The sequence below is a fragment of the Acidovorax sp. BLS4 genome (assembly GCF_032929295.1).
Classification (GTDB): Bacteria; Pseudomonadota; Gammaproteobacteria; order Burkholderiales; family Burkholderiaceae_C; genus Paracidovorax.
The window spans coordinates 3,959,520-3,975,546 of the sequence record NZ_CP136797.1 but is presented as its reverse complement, the minus strand read 5'-3'; the positions used below and the strand labels follow the sequence as shown (position 1 = coordinate 3,975,546).

General features: G+C 68.2%; 14 protein-coding genes and 1 tRNA gene. 10 read left to right on the top strand and 5 right to left on the bottom strand.

The annotated features are described in order from the left end of the window. Nucleotides 1-255 precede the first annotated feature (255 nt). Nucleotides 256-1,263 (top strand): YihY/virulence factor BrkB family protein, encoded by a 1,008-nt coding sequence (locus R1Z03_RS18285; protein ID WP_317353676.1) that lies wholly within the window; start codon nt 256-258, stop codon nt 1,261-1,263. An 86-nt stretch (nt 1,264-1,349) separates the two neighbouring features. Here the strand turns inward: R1Z03_RS18285 and R1Z03_RS18280 are convergent. Beyond that, nucleotides 1,350-1,425, bottom strand: a tRNA-Arg gene (locus R1Z03_RS18280). A 33-nt stretch (nt 1,426-1,458) separates the two neighbouring features. Further along, complete coding sequence (locus R1Z03_RS18275) at nt 1,459-2,151, bottom strand: TetR family transcriptional regulator (protein ID WP_284394426.1); 693 nt, start codon at nt 2,149-2,151, stop codon at nt 1,459-1,461. A 215-nt stretch (nt 2,152-2,366) separates the two neighbouring features. On the opposite strand from R1Z03_RS18275, the gene R1Z03_RS18270 reads away from it, so the two are divergent. From R1Z03_RS18270 to R1Z03_RS18245, 6 genes are all read left to right on the top strand, one after another. Continuing rightward, nucleotides 2,367-3,662: an efflux RND transporter periplasmic adaptor subunit gene (locus R1Z03_RS18270; RefSeq protein WP_317353670.1), complete on the top strand. Its 1,296-nt coding sequence runs from the start codon at nt 2,367-2,369 to the stop codon at nt 3,660-3,662. Between the two features lie 15 nt (nt 3,663-3,677). Then, entirely contained in the window at nt 3,678-6,836 is a 3,159-nt protein-coding gene (locus R1Z03_RS18265) for an efflux RND transporter permease subunit (RefSeq protein ID WP_317353666.1), read from the top strand. A 23-nt stretch (nt 6,837-6,859) separates the two neighbouring features. Continuing rightward, the gene (locus tag R1Z03_RS18260; protein WP_284413658.1) at nt 6,860-8,323 is read left to right on the top strand and encodes an efflux transporter outer membrane subunit; all 1,464 of its coding nucleotides are present in this window, start codon (nt 6,860-6,862) and stop codon (nt 8,321-8,323) included. Between the two features lie 311 nt (nt 8,324-8,634). Beyond that, a complete protein-coding gene (locus R1Z03_RS18255) occupies nt 8,635-9,522 on the top strand; it encodes a c-type cytochrome (protein WP_317353663.1) in 888 nt (295 codons plus the stop codon). Between the two features lie 327 nt (nt 9,523-9,849). Continuing rightward, on the top strand, nt 9,850-10,620 hold the full coding sequence (locus R1Z03_RS18250) for a DUF6402 family protein (protein WP_317353660.1): 771 nt from the start codon (nt 9,850-9,852) through the stop codon (nt 10,618-10,620). 4 nt (nt 10,621-10,624) lie between these two features. Further along, a complete protein-coding gene (locus tag R1Z03_RS18245) occupies nt 10,625-10,987 on the top strand; it encodes a hypothetical protein (RefSeq protein WP_317353657.1) in 363 nt (120 codons plus the stop codon). 151 nt (nt 10,988-11,138) lie between these two features. On the opposite strand, the gene R1Z03_RS18240 is transcribed toward R1Z03_RS18245, so the two are convergent. The 3 genes from R1Z03_RS18240 to R1Z03_RS18230 form a co-directional block, all read right to left on the bottom strand. Next, on the bottom strand, nt 11,139-11,663 hold the full coding sequence (locus R1Z03_RS18240; protein WP_272565753.1) for a DUF2946 family protein: 525 nt from the start codon (nt 11,661-11,663) through the stop codon (nt 11,139-11,141). After that, a complete protein-coding gene (locus R1Z03_RS18235; RefSeq protein WP_317353655.1) occupies nt 11,656-12,732 on the bottom strand; it encodes an alpha/beta fold hydrolase in 1,077 nt (358 codons plus the stop codon). Before R1Z03_RS18235 ends, R1Z03_RS18240 begins: the two co-directional genes overlap by 8 nt. Before the next feature lie 80 nt (nt 12,733-12,812). Then, nucleotides 12,813-13,262, bottom strand: coding sequence for a nuclear transport factor 2 family protein (locus tag R1Z03_RS18230; RefSeq protein WP_272565757.1), 450 nt, complete (start codon nt 13,260-13,262; stop codon nt 12,813-12,815). Between the two features lie 193 nt (nt 13,263-13,455). Here R1Z03_RS18230 and R1Z03_RS18225 point away from each other — a divergent pair, with 193 nt between their 5' ends. From R1Z03_RS18225 to R1Z03_RS18215, 3 genes are read left to right on the top strand one after another with little or no spacing between them, the layout of a single operon-like run. Further along, nucleotides 13,456-14,055 carry a LemA family protein gene (locus R1Z03_RS18225; RefSeq protein WP_272565758.1) on the top strand — a complete coding sequence of 200 codons (600 nt, stop codon included), beginning with the start codon at nt 13,456-13,458 and terminating at the stop codon, nt 14,053-14,055. 22 nt (nt 14,056-14,077) lie between these two features. Then, nucleotides 14,078-15,025: a TPM domain-containing protein gene (locus R1Z03_RS18220; RefSeq protein ID WP_317353650.1), complete on the top strand. Its 948-nt coding sequence runs from the start codon at nt 14,078-14,080 to the stop codon at nt 15,023-15,025. 2 nt (nt 15,026-15,027) lie between these two features. After that, nucleotides 15,028-15,609 (top strand): TPM domain-containing protein, encoded by a 582-nt coding sequence (locus tag R1Z03_RS18215; RefSeq protein WP_317353648.1) that lies wholly within the window; start codon nt 15,028-15,030, stop codon nt 15,607-15,609. The last annotated feature ends 418 nt before the right edge of the window (nt 15,610-16,027 follow it).

Below are 16,027 nucleotides of genomic sequence, written 5' to 3'. Positions count from 1 at the left end.
GTTCTGGGAATGACCGGATTACCGCACCGCCCGCGGCCGCCCCCGTGTGGGACGGCGCCCTCGCGCTGCATCGGACGGGCTCCCCGTGGAGAGTGAACGGGGCCGGCGAAGGGCGCTTCCGGCCCCCTCCTACAGCCTGCGGCAATGCGATTGGTTACACCAGAGGCCTGACCCCGGAACCGCAATGAACGCCTCGACCCTTTTTCGACTCGCCAAGAAATCCTGCCAGGCCTGGCTCGACGACTACGCCCCAGCATGGGGGCCGCCATCTCCTACTACACCGCGTTCTCCATTGCGCCGCTGCTCGTCATCGTGATCTCCATCGCCGGTGCCGTGTTCGGCCAGGACGCGGTGCGCGGCACCATCGAAGGACAGATCTCCGGCCTGGTGGGGCGCGACGGCGCGCTCGCCATCCAGGGCCTCATCAAGAGCGCCCGCGAGCCCACAGAAGGCATCATCGCCAGCACCATCAGCCTGGTGCTGCTGGGCATCGGCGCGACCACGGTGTTCGGCGAGATCCAGAGCGCGCTCGACCGCATCTGGCACGTGCCGGAGCCCGCCAAGCCGAGCGGCATCTGGGGCCTGCTGCGCGCGCGCTTCCTGTCGTTCGGGCTGATCCTGGGCCTGGCCTTCCTGCTCATGGCCTCGCTCACCGTCAGCGCCGCGGTGGCGGCGGCGGGCACCTGGCTCGGCGCGCTGATGCCGGGCTGGGAGCTGATGCTGATGGGCATCAACACCCTGCTGTCGATGAGCATCAGCTGCGTGCTGTTCGCGATGATCTTCAAGTTCATGCCCTCGGTGCCGATCGCCTGGCGCGACGTGTGGGTGGGCGCCGCGGTGACCGCCGTGCTGTTCGAGGTGGGCAAGGTGCTGATCGGCCTGTATGTGGGCAAGGCGGGCCTGAGCTCGACCTATGCCGCCGCCGGCGCCATCGCGGTGGTGCTGATCTGGGTGTATTACGCCGCGCAGATCTTCCTGCTGGGCGCGGAATTCACCAAGGTGTACGCGGCCGAGCACGGCTCGCATGCCGCCGCCCCTGAGGCCTTGCTCGACCCGGTCGAGCCCCGCAAGGGCGGGGCCGACGCCAACTCGGCGCTCACGCCCGTCACGCCTTTGCCCGCGCCCGCCATGCAAGCGGCTCCGGCAGCGCCCTTGTCCACCGGCGCCCTGGCCACCACCGTGGCCCTGCTGGCCGCGCGCGTGGCGCTGTCGTTGTGGCTGGAACGGCGTGAAAAGCGCGATGCGTTGCGCAGGCGCCGCTGATGCGGCAGTAACGCCGGACGCGAATCGGAAGGAATGGAAAAAGAGGGAGAACCCCGTGCGTTGTCCGGCACTGCGGCGATCATCGATGGTGCGGCTGGCGGGGATCGAACCCACGACCCTTGGCTTCGGAGGCCAATACTCTATCCACTGAGCTACAGCCGCACAGCGGGCCATTGCGGCCCGATCAGTCGGCGATTATGGCACGGCCCTCGCGGCGTGCGGGCACACATCCCGCAAAGAGCAATCCTGCAGCCAGTCCGGCAACGGGGGCAACTCCAGACCCAGCCCGCGCAGGTAGGCGTCCACCGAGGCACGGCCGGTCGCCGGGAGGTCGAAATTGGCGCGGTTCAGGATCCAGCCCTGCAGCAACCCTTCGAAGATCGCCTGCAAGGCGATGGCCGCGATCTGCGGGGGCATGGGCAGCTGCACCTTCTGGCTCTCGGCGGCCAGGCGCAGGTCGTTGGCGAGCTGCTCGCGGAAGGCGCCGCAGGCGGCGATGTGCCGGTCGCGCACGCCCGCCAGTTCCTCGACGTATTCCACCCGGAAGAAAGCGATCTCGAAGACACGCTGCATGCGCTGGTCCTGCGCCAGGTTGCGCAGCACCAGGTCGATCACGCCGCGCATACGCTGCAGCGGCGCCATGTCTTCGTTGCTCTCGCATTCGCCGTTGGCGCGCTCCAGCGGCAGGGTGACGCGCTCCATCATCGCGTTGAACAGATCGACCTTGTCCTTGAAATGCCAGTAGATGGCGCCCCGCGTGGCGCCGGCGGCCTGCGCGATCTCGTTGAGCGACGCGTGCGACACACCCTTCTGGTAAAAGACCTGCTCGGCCGCATCCAGCAAACTATTGCGTGTCGCAACGGCGTCTTCTTTGGTGCGTCGGGCCATGGGGCATGTCTCCTTTTGTGTTCGATGTCCGCGTTTTTCTGGCATTGCCCACCCCGTGGAAAGGGCGGCGCCAGCGCTTCGCAGCAATTATACATTCATGTTTGTATGTATAATCGCGCACCGAATTCAAGGGCCATCTGCGTGGTTGATGCCGATCAAAGACATCTCCGTGCCTGCATGGCCTTTTCAATCAGCGCATTTCCGGAAGGACTTTCATGCTTCGCCTCAGTGACGATCTTGGCGTTTCCGCTGCCGCCCTCCCCCCCGCACGCCGGGTCGTGACCCTTTGCCTCAGCCTGGTCGCCGCCACCGTCCTGGTGGCCTGCGGCAAGAGCGAAGCCCCGGCCCAGGCCGGTGGCGGCGCCCCTCCCCCGCCCCAGGTGGGCGTGGTCACCGTGGCGCCCGGCGACGTGGGACTCGTGACCGAGCTGCCCGGCCGGCTGGAGGCCTCCCGCGTCGCCGAAGTGCGTGCACGGGCCGCGGGCATTCTGCAAAAACGCCTGTTCACCGAAGGCAGCGACGTGAAGGCCGGGCAAAAGCTCTTCGCCATCGACGACGCGCCCTACCGGGCTTCGCTGGAAAGCGCCCGGGCGAGCGTGGCGCAGGCCGATGCCAACGTGGCACAGACCCGCGCGCTGGCCGAGCGCTACAAACCGCTCGTGGCCGTCAACGCGATCAGCAAGCAGGAATACGACAACGCCGTCGCCTCGCAAAAGACTGCCGAGGCCAACCTCGCCGCCGCCCGCGCCTCCGTGACCACGGCACAGATCAACGTGGGCTACGCGGCCGTGACCGCCCCCATTTCCGGCCGCATCGGCCGCGCGCTGGTGACCGAAGGCGCGCTGGTGGGCCAGGGCTCGGCCACCGAGCTGGCGGTCATCCAGCAGATCGACCCGCTGTACGTGAACTTCACGCAGTCCGCCTCCGAAGCGCTCAAGCTCAAGGCGGGCCTGGCCAGCGGCAAGTACAAGCAGGCCGGCAAGGGCTCGGCCAGCGTGAGCGTCGTGCTGGAAGACGGCAGCCTCTATCCCCAGACCGGCAAGCTGCTCTTCACCGACCTGACGGTGGACCCGACCAGCGGCCAAGTCACGCTGCGCGCCGAGATCCCCAACACCGACCGCCAGCTGCTGCCGGGGCTCTACGTGCGCGTGCGCCTGGAGCAGGCCCAGGTGGCCGGCGGCGTGCTGCTGCCGCAGCAGGCCGTGACCCGCTCGGCCAAGGGCGACACCGTGATGGTGGTGGGCGCGGACAACCACCTCACGCCGCGCCCCATCAAGCTCGGGCCGGCCCAGGGCACGAACTGGGTGGTGCTGGAAGGACTGCAGACGGGCGAAAAGGTCATGGTGGACGGCTTCCAGAAGCTGCCGCGCGGCAAGCCCGGCGATCCGATCGTGGTGCAGCCCGTGGCCTGGCAGGCCGGCGGCGCTGGCGCCGCGGCGCCCGGTGCGCCCGCCTCTGCGGCGGCTCCCGCCGCGTCCGCCGCTTCCGCTGCCGCCCCGGCCAAGCCATAAGAAGGAGCGCGGCACATGGCCAAGTTCTTCATCGAGCGCCCCATCTTCGCGTGGGTGATCACCATTTTCATCATCGTGATGGGGGCCATCTCCATCACGCGGCTGCCGATCGCGCAGTACCCCGCCGTCGCGCCGCCGACCATCCAGGTGTCGGTGGCCTACCCTGGCGCCAACGCCCAGACGCTGGAGGACAGCGTGCTGGCCGTCATCGAGCGCGAGATGAACGGTGCGAGCGGCCTGGCCTACGTCGAGACGACCAGCCAGGCCAACGGCACCGGCAGCATCGTGCTGAGCTTCGAGCCCGGCACCAATGCCGACCTCGCGCAGGTGGACGTACAGAACCGGCTTTCGCGCGCCACGCCGCGGCTGCCGAGCGCCGTGACCCAGCAGGGCGTGCGCGTGGAGCAGTCGCGCTCCAACTTCCTGATGTTCGCCATGCTCACGACGGAAAGCCCCGACGTGAGCATCGAGGCGCTGAACGACTATGCGGCGCGCAACGTGGTTCCCGAACTGCAGCGCGTGGCCGGCGTGGGCACGCTCACGCAGTTCGGCTCGGAACGCGCCATGCGGATCTGGGTGGACCCGGCCAAGCTCAAGGGCTTCAACCTGTCGCTCGATCAGGTCAACGCCGCCATCCGCGCGCAGAACGCGCAGGTGTCCGCCGGTAACCTGGGCGATCTGCCGGCCGAGACGGGCCAGCCCGTGGCGGCCACCATCGTGGTGCAGGGCCAGTTGTCGTCGGCCGAAGAGTTCGGCCGCATCGTGCTGCGCGCCAACACGGACGGCTCGGCCGTCCGCCTCAGGGACGTGGCCCGCATCGAGCTGGGCTCGCAGAGCTACAACACCAGCGCGCGCCTGAACGGCAAGGACGCCGTGGGCCTGGGCGTGCAGCCCACGCCGTCCGCGAATGCCCTGGCCACGGCCAAGGCGGTGAAGGCCAAGCTGGAAGAGCTCAAGAAGTTCTTCCCGCAGGGCGTGAACTACGTGGTGCCGTATGACACCTCCAAGTTCGTGTCCGTCTCGATCGAGAAGGTGGTGCACACGCTGATCGAAGCCGTGGTGCTGGTGTTCATCGTGATGTTCCTGTTCCTGCAGAACTTCCGCTACACCATCATCCCGACCATCGTGGTGCCGGTGGCGCTGCTGGGCACCTTCGGCGTGCTGATGGCCATGGGCTTTTCGATCAACGTGCTGACCATGTTCGGCATGGTGCTGGTGATCGGGATCGTGGTGGACGATGCCATCGTGGTGGTGGAGAACGTCGAACGGATCATGGCCGAGGAAGGCCTGCCGCCGCTGCAGGCCACCCGCAAGGCCATGGGCCAGATCTCGGGCGCCGTGATCGGCGTGACCGTGGTGCTGATCTCGGTGTTCGTGCCGCTGGCGTTCTTCGCCGGCTCCACCGGCAACATCTACCGCCAGTTCGCGGCCACGATGGCCACGTCGATCGCCTTCTCGGCGTTCCTCGCTCTGTCGCTCACGCCGGCCCTGTGCGCCACGCTGCTCAAGCCGATCGATCCCGAGCACCATGCCGAGAAGAAAGGCTTCTTCGGCTGGTTCAACCGTTCGTTCAAGAACGCCACGCACGGCTATGAAAGCGGCCTGAGCAAGATGCTGCGCCGCGGCGGCCGCATGATGATCGTGTACCTCGCGCTGATCGGCGCGGTGGCGGTGGTGTTCATGCGCCTGCCGACTTCGTTCCTGCCCAACGAAGACCAGGGCTACATCATCACCAACGTGCAGCTGCCGCCCGGCGCCGCGCAGTCGCGGACCAGCGAGGTGCTCAAGCAGGTCGAGGGCTACATGCTCAAGCAGCCCGAGGTCGAGAACATCGTGACCGTGGCGGGCTTCTCGTTCTCCGGCCAGGGCCAGAACGCGGGCCTGGCCTTCGTGATCCTGAAGGACTGGAGCGAGCGCTCCGGCGCCGAACACGCGGCCTCTGCCGTGGCTGGCCGCGCCTTCGGCGCCCTCTCCAGCATCCGCGATGCCTTCATCTTCGCGCTGAGCCCGCCGCCCATTCCCGAACTGGGAACGGGCACCGGCTTCAACTTCCGGCTGCAGGACCGCGCGGGCCAGGGGCACGAAGCGCTGCTGGGGGCACGCAACCAGCTGCTCGGCATGGCCGGGCAGAGCAAGGTCCTTGCGGGCGTGCGCCCCGACGGCATGGAAGATGCGCCGCAGATGCAGATCGACATCGACCGCGACAAGGCCAACGCCCTGGGCATCGGCTTCGACAGCATCAGCTCGGCGCTCTCGACCGCGCTGGGTTCGAGCTACATCAACGACTTCCCGAACAAGGGCCGCCTGCAGCGCGTGGTGGTGCAAGCCGACGCCGCCGCGCGGATGCGCCCGGAATCGGTGCTGGACCTGCCGGTCGTGAACAGCCAGGGCCAGACGGTGCCGCTGTCGACCTTCGCCACGACGCGCTGGATCACGGGCGCGATGCAGACGGTGCGCTACAACGGCTACCCGTCCATCAAGATCGCGGGCGATGCCGGTCCCGGCTTCACCACCGGCGATGCGATGAACGAGATGGAGCGCCTGGCCGGCCAACTGCCGCCCGGCTTCGGCTTCGAGTGGACGGGCCAGTCCCGCGAGGAAAAGCTCGCCGGCTCCCAGGCCATGATCCTCTACGCCTTCTCGCTGCTGGCGGTGTTCCTGTGCCTGGCCGCGCTGTACGAAAGCTGGACGATTCCCGTGTCGGTGCTGCTGGTGGTGCCGCTGGGCGTGCTCGGCGTGCTGCTGGCCACGCTGATGCGCGGGCTGTCGAACGACGTGTACTTCCAGATCGGCCTGGTGACCATCATCGGCCTGTCGGCGAAGAACGCGATCCTGATCGTGGAGTTCGCCAAGGACCTGCAGGCCGAGGGCAAGAGCGCACTGGAGGCCGCCCTCGAAGCCGCCCACCTGCGTTTCCGGCCGATCATCATGACCTCGCTGGCATTCACGCTGGGCGTGGTGCCGCTGTTCATCGCCTCGGGCGCCAGCTCGGCCAGCCAGCGTGCCATCGGTACCGGCGTGATCGGCGGGATGATCACCGGCACCGTGCTGGCCGTGGTCTTCGTGCCCGTGTTCTTCGTGCTGGTGCGCACCTTCTTCAAGGGCAGCAAGCGCCAGCAGGAGCACGACGCCAAGCAGGTCCAGCACCGCCATGCCACGGAAAACCTTGAATGACGACCGATCCGCTGGAGACCCCCATGCCCCATCCATCGTCCCTGCGCGCTAGTGCGCGCATCGCACGCCCCCTGCTGAGCGTGGTGGCTGCCGCCGCCGTGCTGGCAGGCTGCAGCTTCATCCCGACCTACGAGCGGCCCGCCGCTCCGGTGCCGCAGGCGTTCCCCAACGCCGCGGCCGCCGGCGGCGCCGAAACGGCCAAGGCCGCCGCGGACATCGACTGGAAGGAATACTTCGCCGATGCACGCCTGCAGACGCTGATCGCCATCGCGCTGGAAAACAACCGCGACCTGCGTGTGGCCGCGCTCAACATCGAGCAGGCCCGCGCGCAGTTCCAGATCCAGCGCGCCGGCCAGTTCCCCACGGTGAACGCCGCCGTCAACGCGACACGCCAGCCCGACACGACCACGCGTTCGTATGCCAACAGCTACCAGGTCGGCCTGGCGGTTTCGGCCTGGGAAATCGACTTCTTCGGGCGCATCGCCGCCTTGAAGGAGCAGGCCCTGGCGCAGTATTTCGCCACCGAGGAGGCCCGCCGGTCCACCCAGCTGAGCCTGGTGTCGTCCGTCGCCACCGCCTGGTTCAACCTGCTGGCCGACGAGGAACTGCTCGACATTTCCCGCCGCACGCTGGGCACGCGCGAAGAGTCGGTCAAGCTGACGCGCCTGCGCCTGGAAAACGGCGTGAGTTCCGAGCTGGACAACAGCCAGGCGGAAGGCCTGGCGCAGGCCGCCCGCGCCACCTATGCGCAGCAGCGGCGCCAGCGCATGCAGGACGAGAACGCCCTGGCCCTGCTGCTGGGCCAGCCCCTGCCGCAGGACATCCGCGACAGCCTGGGCACCACGGTGTCGCGCCTGGCCGACGCCCCCGCCATGCCGGCGCTTCCGGCGGGCCTGCCGTCCGACCTGCTCACGCGGCGCCCCGACATCCGCCAGGCCGAGCAGCAGCTGATCGCCGCCAACGCGAACATCGGCGCCGCGCGCGCGGCGTTCTTTCCGCGCATCTCGCTGACCGCCAGCGTGGGCACGGTGAGCAACGAGCTGTCGGGCCTGTTCAAGAGCGGCTCCTGGGCGTTCTCGCTGGCGCCGCAGGCGGCGCTGCCGATCTTCGATGCCGGGCGCAACCAGGCCACGCTCGAATCGGCGCGGGCCGCACGCTCCATCTCGGTGGCGCAGTACGAGAAGTCGATTCAGACCGCCTTCCGCGAAGTGTCCGACGCCCTCGCAGGCCAGGCCACCCTCGGGGAGCAGCTGGCGGCGCAGCGCGCCCAGGCGGATGCGGACGCCAAGCGCCTGCAGCTGTCGGATCTGCGCTACCGCAACGGCGTGTCCAGCTACCTCGATCTGCTGGATGCCCAGCGCTCGCTGTTCACCTCCGAGCAACTCGTGGTGCAGACGCGGCTCATCCAGCTGCAAAACCAGATCACCCTGTACAAGGTGCTGGGCGGCGGCTGGACGCCGCAGGACGAGCGCGCCTCGGGCTCCTGATCCCGCGCCCCCCGCAAAACGGCTTCGGGCACGCACTGGGGTGCGGCTTTAGCCTCCAGACCGGGCACCGCGCCCTGCAAGGAAAACCGTCCTTGCAGGGCGTTTTGTTTTCAGGGCCGCTGCGATGCGTCGGCGTGGTGCCCCCGCCCGCAAGGGCGATCCGCACAGCCGCCACCCCAATGCCTGCCGCCGGTTCTTGATGCAGCGCAAACGCCAGGAAAAGCCGGCCGTTTTCCCTAACGGCCGGCCCCGGGGAGCCTTCCTATAATCAGCGGCTGGTTTCATCAAGCCCCCGATACATAGAGGACGTCATGAGCGACACCCCCCACGAAGAAGCGCACACCGGCCCCATCAAGAATCCCAAGCAACTGCTGTTGACGGTCTTCTTTTCGTTTGTGGTCCCGATCTTTGCCATCATCGGGCTCGTGATGTACGTGACCTCGGGCACCAAGCCGGCCGATGGCGCCGCGAACCCCGAACGGGCGCTGGCGGAACGCATCCAGAAGGTGGGCATGGTGGAAGTGCGCGATGCCAACCGCCCCCTGCGCCCCGGCGAGGAAGTCTTCAAGGGCCAATGCGCCGCCTGCCATGCCACGGGCGCGGCAGGCGCCCCCAAGCTGGGTGACGCCGCGGCCTGGGGCCCGCGCATCAAGACCGGGTTCGAGGCGCTGGTGCATTCCGCCCTCGCCGGCAAGGGCGCGATGGCCCCGCAAGGCGGCGGCGATTTCAACGACACCGAGATCGCGCGCGGCGTGGCCTACATGGCCAACGCGGCCGGCGCCAAGTTCGAAGAGCCCGCCGCCCCTGCAGCCGCAGGGGCCTCCGGTGCCGCCGCCGGGGCTTCCGACGCCGCTGCCGCCCCCACGGCAGCTGCAGCGCCCGCTTCCGCTGCACAGGCCACCGCGGCAGCAGCACCCGCTCCGGCCGCGGCACCCGCCGCCCCCACGACGACGGCCGCCGCCGGCGCTGGCGAAGCCCTGTACAAGCAGGCGTGCCAGGTCTGCCATGCCGCCGGCATCGCAGGTGCGCCCAAGTTTGGCGACAAGGCCGCCTGGGCCGAGCGCCTGAAGGACGGCATCGACGGCATGACCCGCATCGCCATCGCCGGCAAGGGCGCCATGCCGCCCCGCGGCGGCACGCAGGCGTCGGACGCGGACATCCATGCGGCGGTCGAGTGCATGGCCAACGCGGCCAAGTAAGACGAGGCACCCGACCTACCACAAAAGGCGGGGCATTCAACTCCATGCCCGTTTGGTAAGCCCTGAGAATTACTCAGGGCACTTCACAAAAGAAAAGGGACAGCGATTGCTTGTCCCTTTTTTATGCATTAACCAAATGAACCTGCATCCGGCAGGAATTCTCTACGGGGCGGACATCTCACTTCGGTTAAAACGATCGAAAATTCCCTTTCAAACTGGAATCATTGAAACATCAATTCAATCAAAAGGCAAAAATCACTGCTTGACTTTTAAATTCAGTGAGAGCCATGTTATTATCAATTTAATCTTCAATGACTTGATAATAATATGTCCAAGCTTGATATCACAAAGCTGCCCACAGTGATGCGATCAAACAATTGGGAGCGTGGGGCCCAATTGATGGAAAAGTGGTTTTCAGACCCATCAAACTCATCCCCCTCGAATGGTATAGCGTCTACAGACATCATTACCATGGATTGGGTTCTTGGCTTTTCCCGAGCGCGCCAAGTCTACGACACGCTGATCTCGGAACGCATTTGGCTGAATGAAGCTGCCCGCAGGGAGATTGTGAAGCTCCTCAAACGAAAGAACGCACTGGGCAGCGGCAAACAACGCTTCTTGCTCCCCAGGATGCTCCAGTCCATGGAGAATGAAGCCATTCAATTCCGCGTGATTGGCGGAAACCTGGACATGTTAGTGGGCCCCATGGACGACTTGAGGGCCGCATTGGGCAACTTCACGTTCCGCCTGGTGGTGGCCGGAACCGTAGAGGCTGAAATGACCGAAAAAAAAGTTGCTTCAGGCCCAGCACCGAAGGTTCCGACCGGCAATTATCTGGTGACCATCGAGGAGGTAGGCATCTATGTCAAGGACTCCTATGACTTCAATGATGCAGCGGGCGAGGACCAGGATCTTGGAAACTGGAACTTCGAATCCAATAGCGTCGGGCGAACCGGTTTGAATGGCGGCTTCAACGTCCGCAATTCTGATTTCAGGAAATGGCGCTCGGCCAATGGGAAAGGCGGTGATTTTCTGATCTATTCCGATATGCGGGTGCTCAAGCAGACCACGAACAATACGTTCTTGTTCAAGCCTTAGAACCATGGCCCATCCAAGCGCATCGCGCTCCAAATTCTTGGCCTTGCTCGTCGCCGTGGCGCTGGGGGTCTGTGGCTGGCTGTCGTTCACGCCCAGCGGGCGCAAGCTGTGTTGCTCCAGCGTTTACAAAACCTTCACCAGTCCGGACCAACGCTTTCAAGTGGCCGTGTTCCGGATCGGCTCGCCGTGGCGAATGTCGCCCGGCGCTTCCGCAGACGCCCCTGGCTTTGTGCAGCTCCAAACCCAGGACGGCACCGTCTTGCAAGAGACGAACATCGAAGCCGTGCAACTGGTAGATCAGGTCCACTGGGAACCACGGAGCGTGGAGATCAAGCTGATCGCCGAATGGGTGCTTCCCGGCTCGTGACTGGCTTTCATAGGCATCTTCGGTGAAGACGAGGTCATATCCGAAGTGAAGCGCCCGGCCGCTCGGGACAACGCCAGCAGGTAAAGCCTTGAGAAAGTGTGTGCGCCGGCACTGCCGCGCCGCGCAGAACCGCCCGGGGCCCGGCAACGGCTCAGACCCGGAACACCGAGGGCTGCAGCACGTAGCCATAGCGCACCGGCAGATCGGCCGCCTGCACCGGCTGCGGGTCCCACTGCCCGGCCTCGACCGCCTGCGCGGCGGTTTCCATGTCCAGCGTGTGCGCCAGCCCCAGCACGGTGCCGTCGAACAGGTACAGGCGACCGGCCTCGTCCAGCAGGCATTCGCGGGCGGTGGAGGCGCGGCCGGTGTGGGCGACCAGGGTGAAATCCGGCTCGATGCGCCAGACCACCGGGGTGATCTCCAGCTCCACGTACACGCGCTGCGGGCCATTCTGGAAGAACCAGCGCCCCTGGGCGTCGGCCTCGTAGTTGCGCTGGATGAAGTCGATGAGCTTGCCGTGCGCCAGCAGCGAGCCTTTGGCCTGCGGGAACGGCCCCTGGGCCTGGGTGGCGTCGTCGCGCATGTACCAGCGGCCCCGCGCGTCGAGCCCCAGCCAGCCGTAGCAATCGGGAACGTTGGGCCACTTGGCGATGGCCTGTTTGACGATGTCATCCATGGCGCGATGGTATCGAGGGGGTTTCGCCGGCTGCGTAGTCCGGTGCCCCGTGGGCCGCCAGCCAGCCGGCCACCTCGGCCGGCATGGCGCGCACGTGGCCCGGCAGGCGCCCCTGGGCGAAGCCGACGTGCCCGCCGTGCGCGGGCTGCCACAGCGTGACGTGGGGCCCGGCCTGCCCCGCGCGCGGCAGGCTGGACGCCGGCACGAACGGATCGTTGCGCGCATTGACGGCCAGCGCCGGGATGCGGATGCGCCCCAGCAGCGGCTGGGCCGAGGCGCGGCGCCAGTAGTCGTCGGTGTCGCGAAAGCCGTGCAGCGGCGCGGTGAACACGTTGTCGAAGTCGTACAGGTCGCGCGCGGCCAGCAGGGCCTGCCGGTCGAACAGGCCCGGGTGCTGGCGCAGCTTGGCCAGCGCCTTGGGCACCATGGTGCGCAGGAACATGCGCGTGTACACCTGCCGGTTGAAGCCCCGGCCGATGGCCGCCCCGCCCGCGGCCAGGTCGAGCGGCGAGCACACGGCCGCCACCGCATCGGCGCTGCGCGAGGCGCTGGCGCCGGCCTCGGCGGCCCAGCGCAGCAGCGCGTTGCCGCCCAGCGACACGCCCACGGCCAGCAGCGGCGCGCGCGGGCCGGGCGTGCCGTCGGCCCCGAGGGCGCCGTCGGCCTGCCGCTGTGCCAGGCGCGCCAGGATCCAGGCGATCTCCTCGTGGTCGCCCGAGTGGTAGGCGCGCGGGGCCAGGTTGAGTTCGCCGCTGCAGCCCCGGAAATGCGGCACGGCGTAGGCCCAGCCGCGCTCGCGCGCCACATCGGCGAAAGCCTCGGCATAGTGGCTGCGCGACGACCCCTCCAGCCCGTGGAACAGCACCAGCAGCGGCCGGCCGGGATCGCCCTGCGTCCCGGCCCCCGGGGCCGGCGCCAGGAAGTCCACGTCCACGAAATCGCCGTCCGGTGCCGTCCAGCGCTCGCGCCGGTAGGCCGGTGGCGCGGCCAGCACCCGGCGCGAGGCCAGCGCCGGCCAGATGGTCTGCAGGTGGCCACCGGGCAACCAGCGAGGCGCTACATATTTCATAGCAATATGCCCTAGTACTTATTGCGCTGGAGGGCTAAAAGGCTTGAAGCCCGTGGGCCGACAACATGGCGGGCAGCGCCTCAATGCAGCACCGGCGGCGGGTGGCCCGGCGCCTGGGCTTCGTGCACGGTGCCCGGGCTGGCGTGGTGGGCCACCAGGCGCCAGCCCTGCGGGGTCTTGTGGTAGACGTTGGTGGACTGCACGATGGCCTCGCGCACCCCGCCGTCCAGCACCACTTCGACGTGCTCGACCACGCTGTGCACCGCGCTGGCCATGGCCTGCACCCGGTGCACCTGGGCCGGCCGGGCGCGCAGGGTGCCGTGCTCGAACATGGCGCTGAAGGCGGCGCGGATGGCCGCGGCGCCCAGCAGGCGCGGGCCGCCGGGGTTGACGCAGACGATGTCGTCCTCCTCGGCCCAGCACGCCATCAGGCGTTCCAGGTTGCCCGTCTGCAGGGCTTCGTAGAAGGCGGCTTCGGTCTCGTCGGCGGAGCCGCCCAGGGTGGCGGCACGGTAGGGGGATCGGGTCATGGCGCTTCGGTGGGCTGTCATGCGGTGGCGCTATTGTCGGGGCTGGCGGGCCGCAACGCCCGGCCCGCGGCCGCCGGACCGGCCGGGCGGTCGGCCCGGCGGACTACGCGGTGCCCGATCGGGCTGGGGCAGAATGCGCGGGCGCTGCCAGCCTTTCGGCACTGTCGCCTGCACCCGGCCCAGCGCACGCGCCATGAAACGTCTTCTTGCCACCCTGGCCGCCGTCCTGGCCCTTTCGGGCTGCGGCTACAACGACTTCCAGCGCCTGGACGAGCAGTCCAAGGCCGCGTGGAGCGAGGTGCTCAACCAGTACCAGCGCCGCGCCGACCTGGTGCCCAACATCGTCGCCACCGTCAAGGGCGAGGCCGCCTTCGAGCAGGACACGCTGACCAAGGTGGTCGAGGCCCGCGCCAAGGCCACCTCCATCCAGGTGACGCCCGAGACGCTGAACAACCCCGAGGCGTTCAACAAATTCCAGGCCGCGCAGGGCGAGCTGTCCGGCGCCCTCTCGCGCCTGATGGTGGTGGCCGAGCGCTACCCCCAACTGCAGGCCAATCAGGCGTTCCGCGACCTGCGCGTGACGCTGGAGGGCACCGAAAACCGCATCACCGTGGCGCGCAACCGCTACATCCAGACGGTGCAGGAATACAACGTGCTGGCGCGCAGCTTCCCCACCAACGTCACGGCCAAGGTGTTCAGCTACGACCCGAAGCCCAGCTTCACCGTGCAGAACGAGGCGCAGATCTCCACCCCGCCGGCGGTGGACTTCTCCAAGCCGGCGTCCAAGCCCTGACGCCACCACCGGAGTGCCCGACATGGCCCTGGCGCACGTCCGCCTCGCGCTGACAGCTCTCTTTCTGATCGCCATCGGCGGCTTTGGCACGCCAGCGCAGGCGCAGCGCGCCGTGCCGGCATTGACCGCGCGCGTGATCGACCAGACGGGCACGCTCAGCGCGGCCGACCGGCAGGCGCTGGACACGCGCCTGGCCGCCATCGAAAAGTCCCATGGCTCGCAGGTCGTGGTGCTGATGGTGGCCACCACCGCGCCCGAGGAACTGGCCGCGTTCGCCAACCGGGTCGGCAACGCCTGGAAAGTCGGCCGCAAGGACGTGGGCGACGGCGTGCTGGTGCTGGTGGCCAAGGACGACCGCAAGATGCGCATCGAGGTGGCCAAGGCGCTGGAAGGGGCCATCCCCGACATCGCCGCCGCGCGCATCATCGACGGCGCCATGAAGCCGCGCTTTCGCGAGGGCGACTACGCGGGCGGCCTGTCCGCCGCGGTGAACCAGATCGGCGCGCGCATCGCCGGCGAATCGCTGCCCCTGCCCAGTGACACCAGCGAACGCGCGGCCCGGTCCGCGCCGGGCGTGGACTGGACCGACCTCGCCATCTTCCTGTTCTTCGGCGTGATGGTGGGCGGCCCGGTGGCGCGCGGCATTTTCGGCAACCGCCTGGGCGGCCTGCTGCTGGGCGGCGGCGTGGGCGGGCTGGCGTTTCTGTTCACCACCAGCGTGCTGCTGGCCGGCGGCGCCGGGCTGATCGCGCTGCTCTACACCTGGCTTTTCAGCGGCACCGGCCTGTCCCTGGGCGGGCGGCGCGGCGGCGGCTTCGGGCCGGCCGGGGGCGGCGGGATCGGCACGTCCACCGGGGGCTTCGGCGGCTGGAGCGGTGGCAGTGGCGGCGGCAGCAGCAGCGATGGCGGCGGCTTCAGTTCGGGCGGCGGCGGCGATTTTGGCGGCGGCGGCGCCTCGGGAGACTGGTGACCATGGCAAAGACCTCGCTGGCCCCCGCGGCCCCCCCTTCGGCCCTTTCGCGCATCGCGCGGCTCGTGCGGCACCGCTGGGTGGAAGGCCGCCTGCACCAGGCGCTGCCGCCCGACGTGCTGGAGCGCATCACGCGCCGCGTGGCCGCCAGCGAGCGCCGCCACACCGGGCAGATCCGCATCTGCGCCGAAGGCGGCCTGCCCACCAGCTACCTGTGGCGCGGCGCCAGCGCCCGCGAGCGGGCCGTCACGCTGTTCGGCAAGCTGCGCGTGTGGGACACCGAGCACAACAACGGCGTGCTCATCTACCTGCTGCTGGCCGAGCAGGCCATCGAGATCGTGGCCGACCGGGGCCTGGCCCGCGCCGTGCCGCCCGAGAGCTGGCGCACCCTGGTCGCTCACATGGGCGAGGCCTTTCGCGCCGAGCGTTACGAGGACGGGCTGACGCAGGCGCTGGCGGAGGTGTCCGCCCTGCTGGCCGAGCACTTCCCCACAGGAATGGGCGAAGAGGGGGCGGTGGCGAGCGGGCGCAACGAACTGCCCGATGCGCCGGTGCTGGCGGGCGATGCGCTGCTGAAAGAATAGCCCCGGCCCTTGGCGCGCAAGCGTGCCCTGCGAGGCTTGGCTCAAGGCTTCGCAAAACCGGGCATCCCTGCGCGCGGAACATGGAACGTTTTCGCTGACGCACAGACGATCGCCGGTACCGCCAGCGCATGAGCGCGGCAGGAAAGGCGCCCCAAATGGACCCCCTTCGGCCTCCGAGCCGCACCCGACTGCGCGAGCACCGCCCAGAGATGGCCAGCCACATCGGTACGCCTCGGCGGAGCCAAGCTTCGTCAAAGCCGCAATGGCCTGCTTCCGGGCTGGCGGCACCGGACATTCATGGCGCGCTTTACCGTCTGCCGTTCGGCCTCGGGCACCGGTCCATCGTCTGCCCGCTCAACCCGCAGCGCGGCAGCCACCCATTCACAGCCCCCAACTGGAAAATCACCCATGTCAGGCA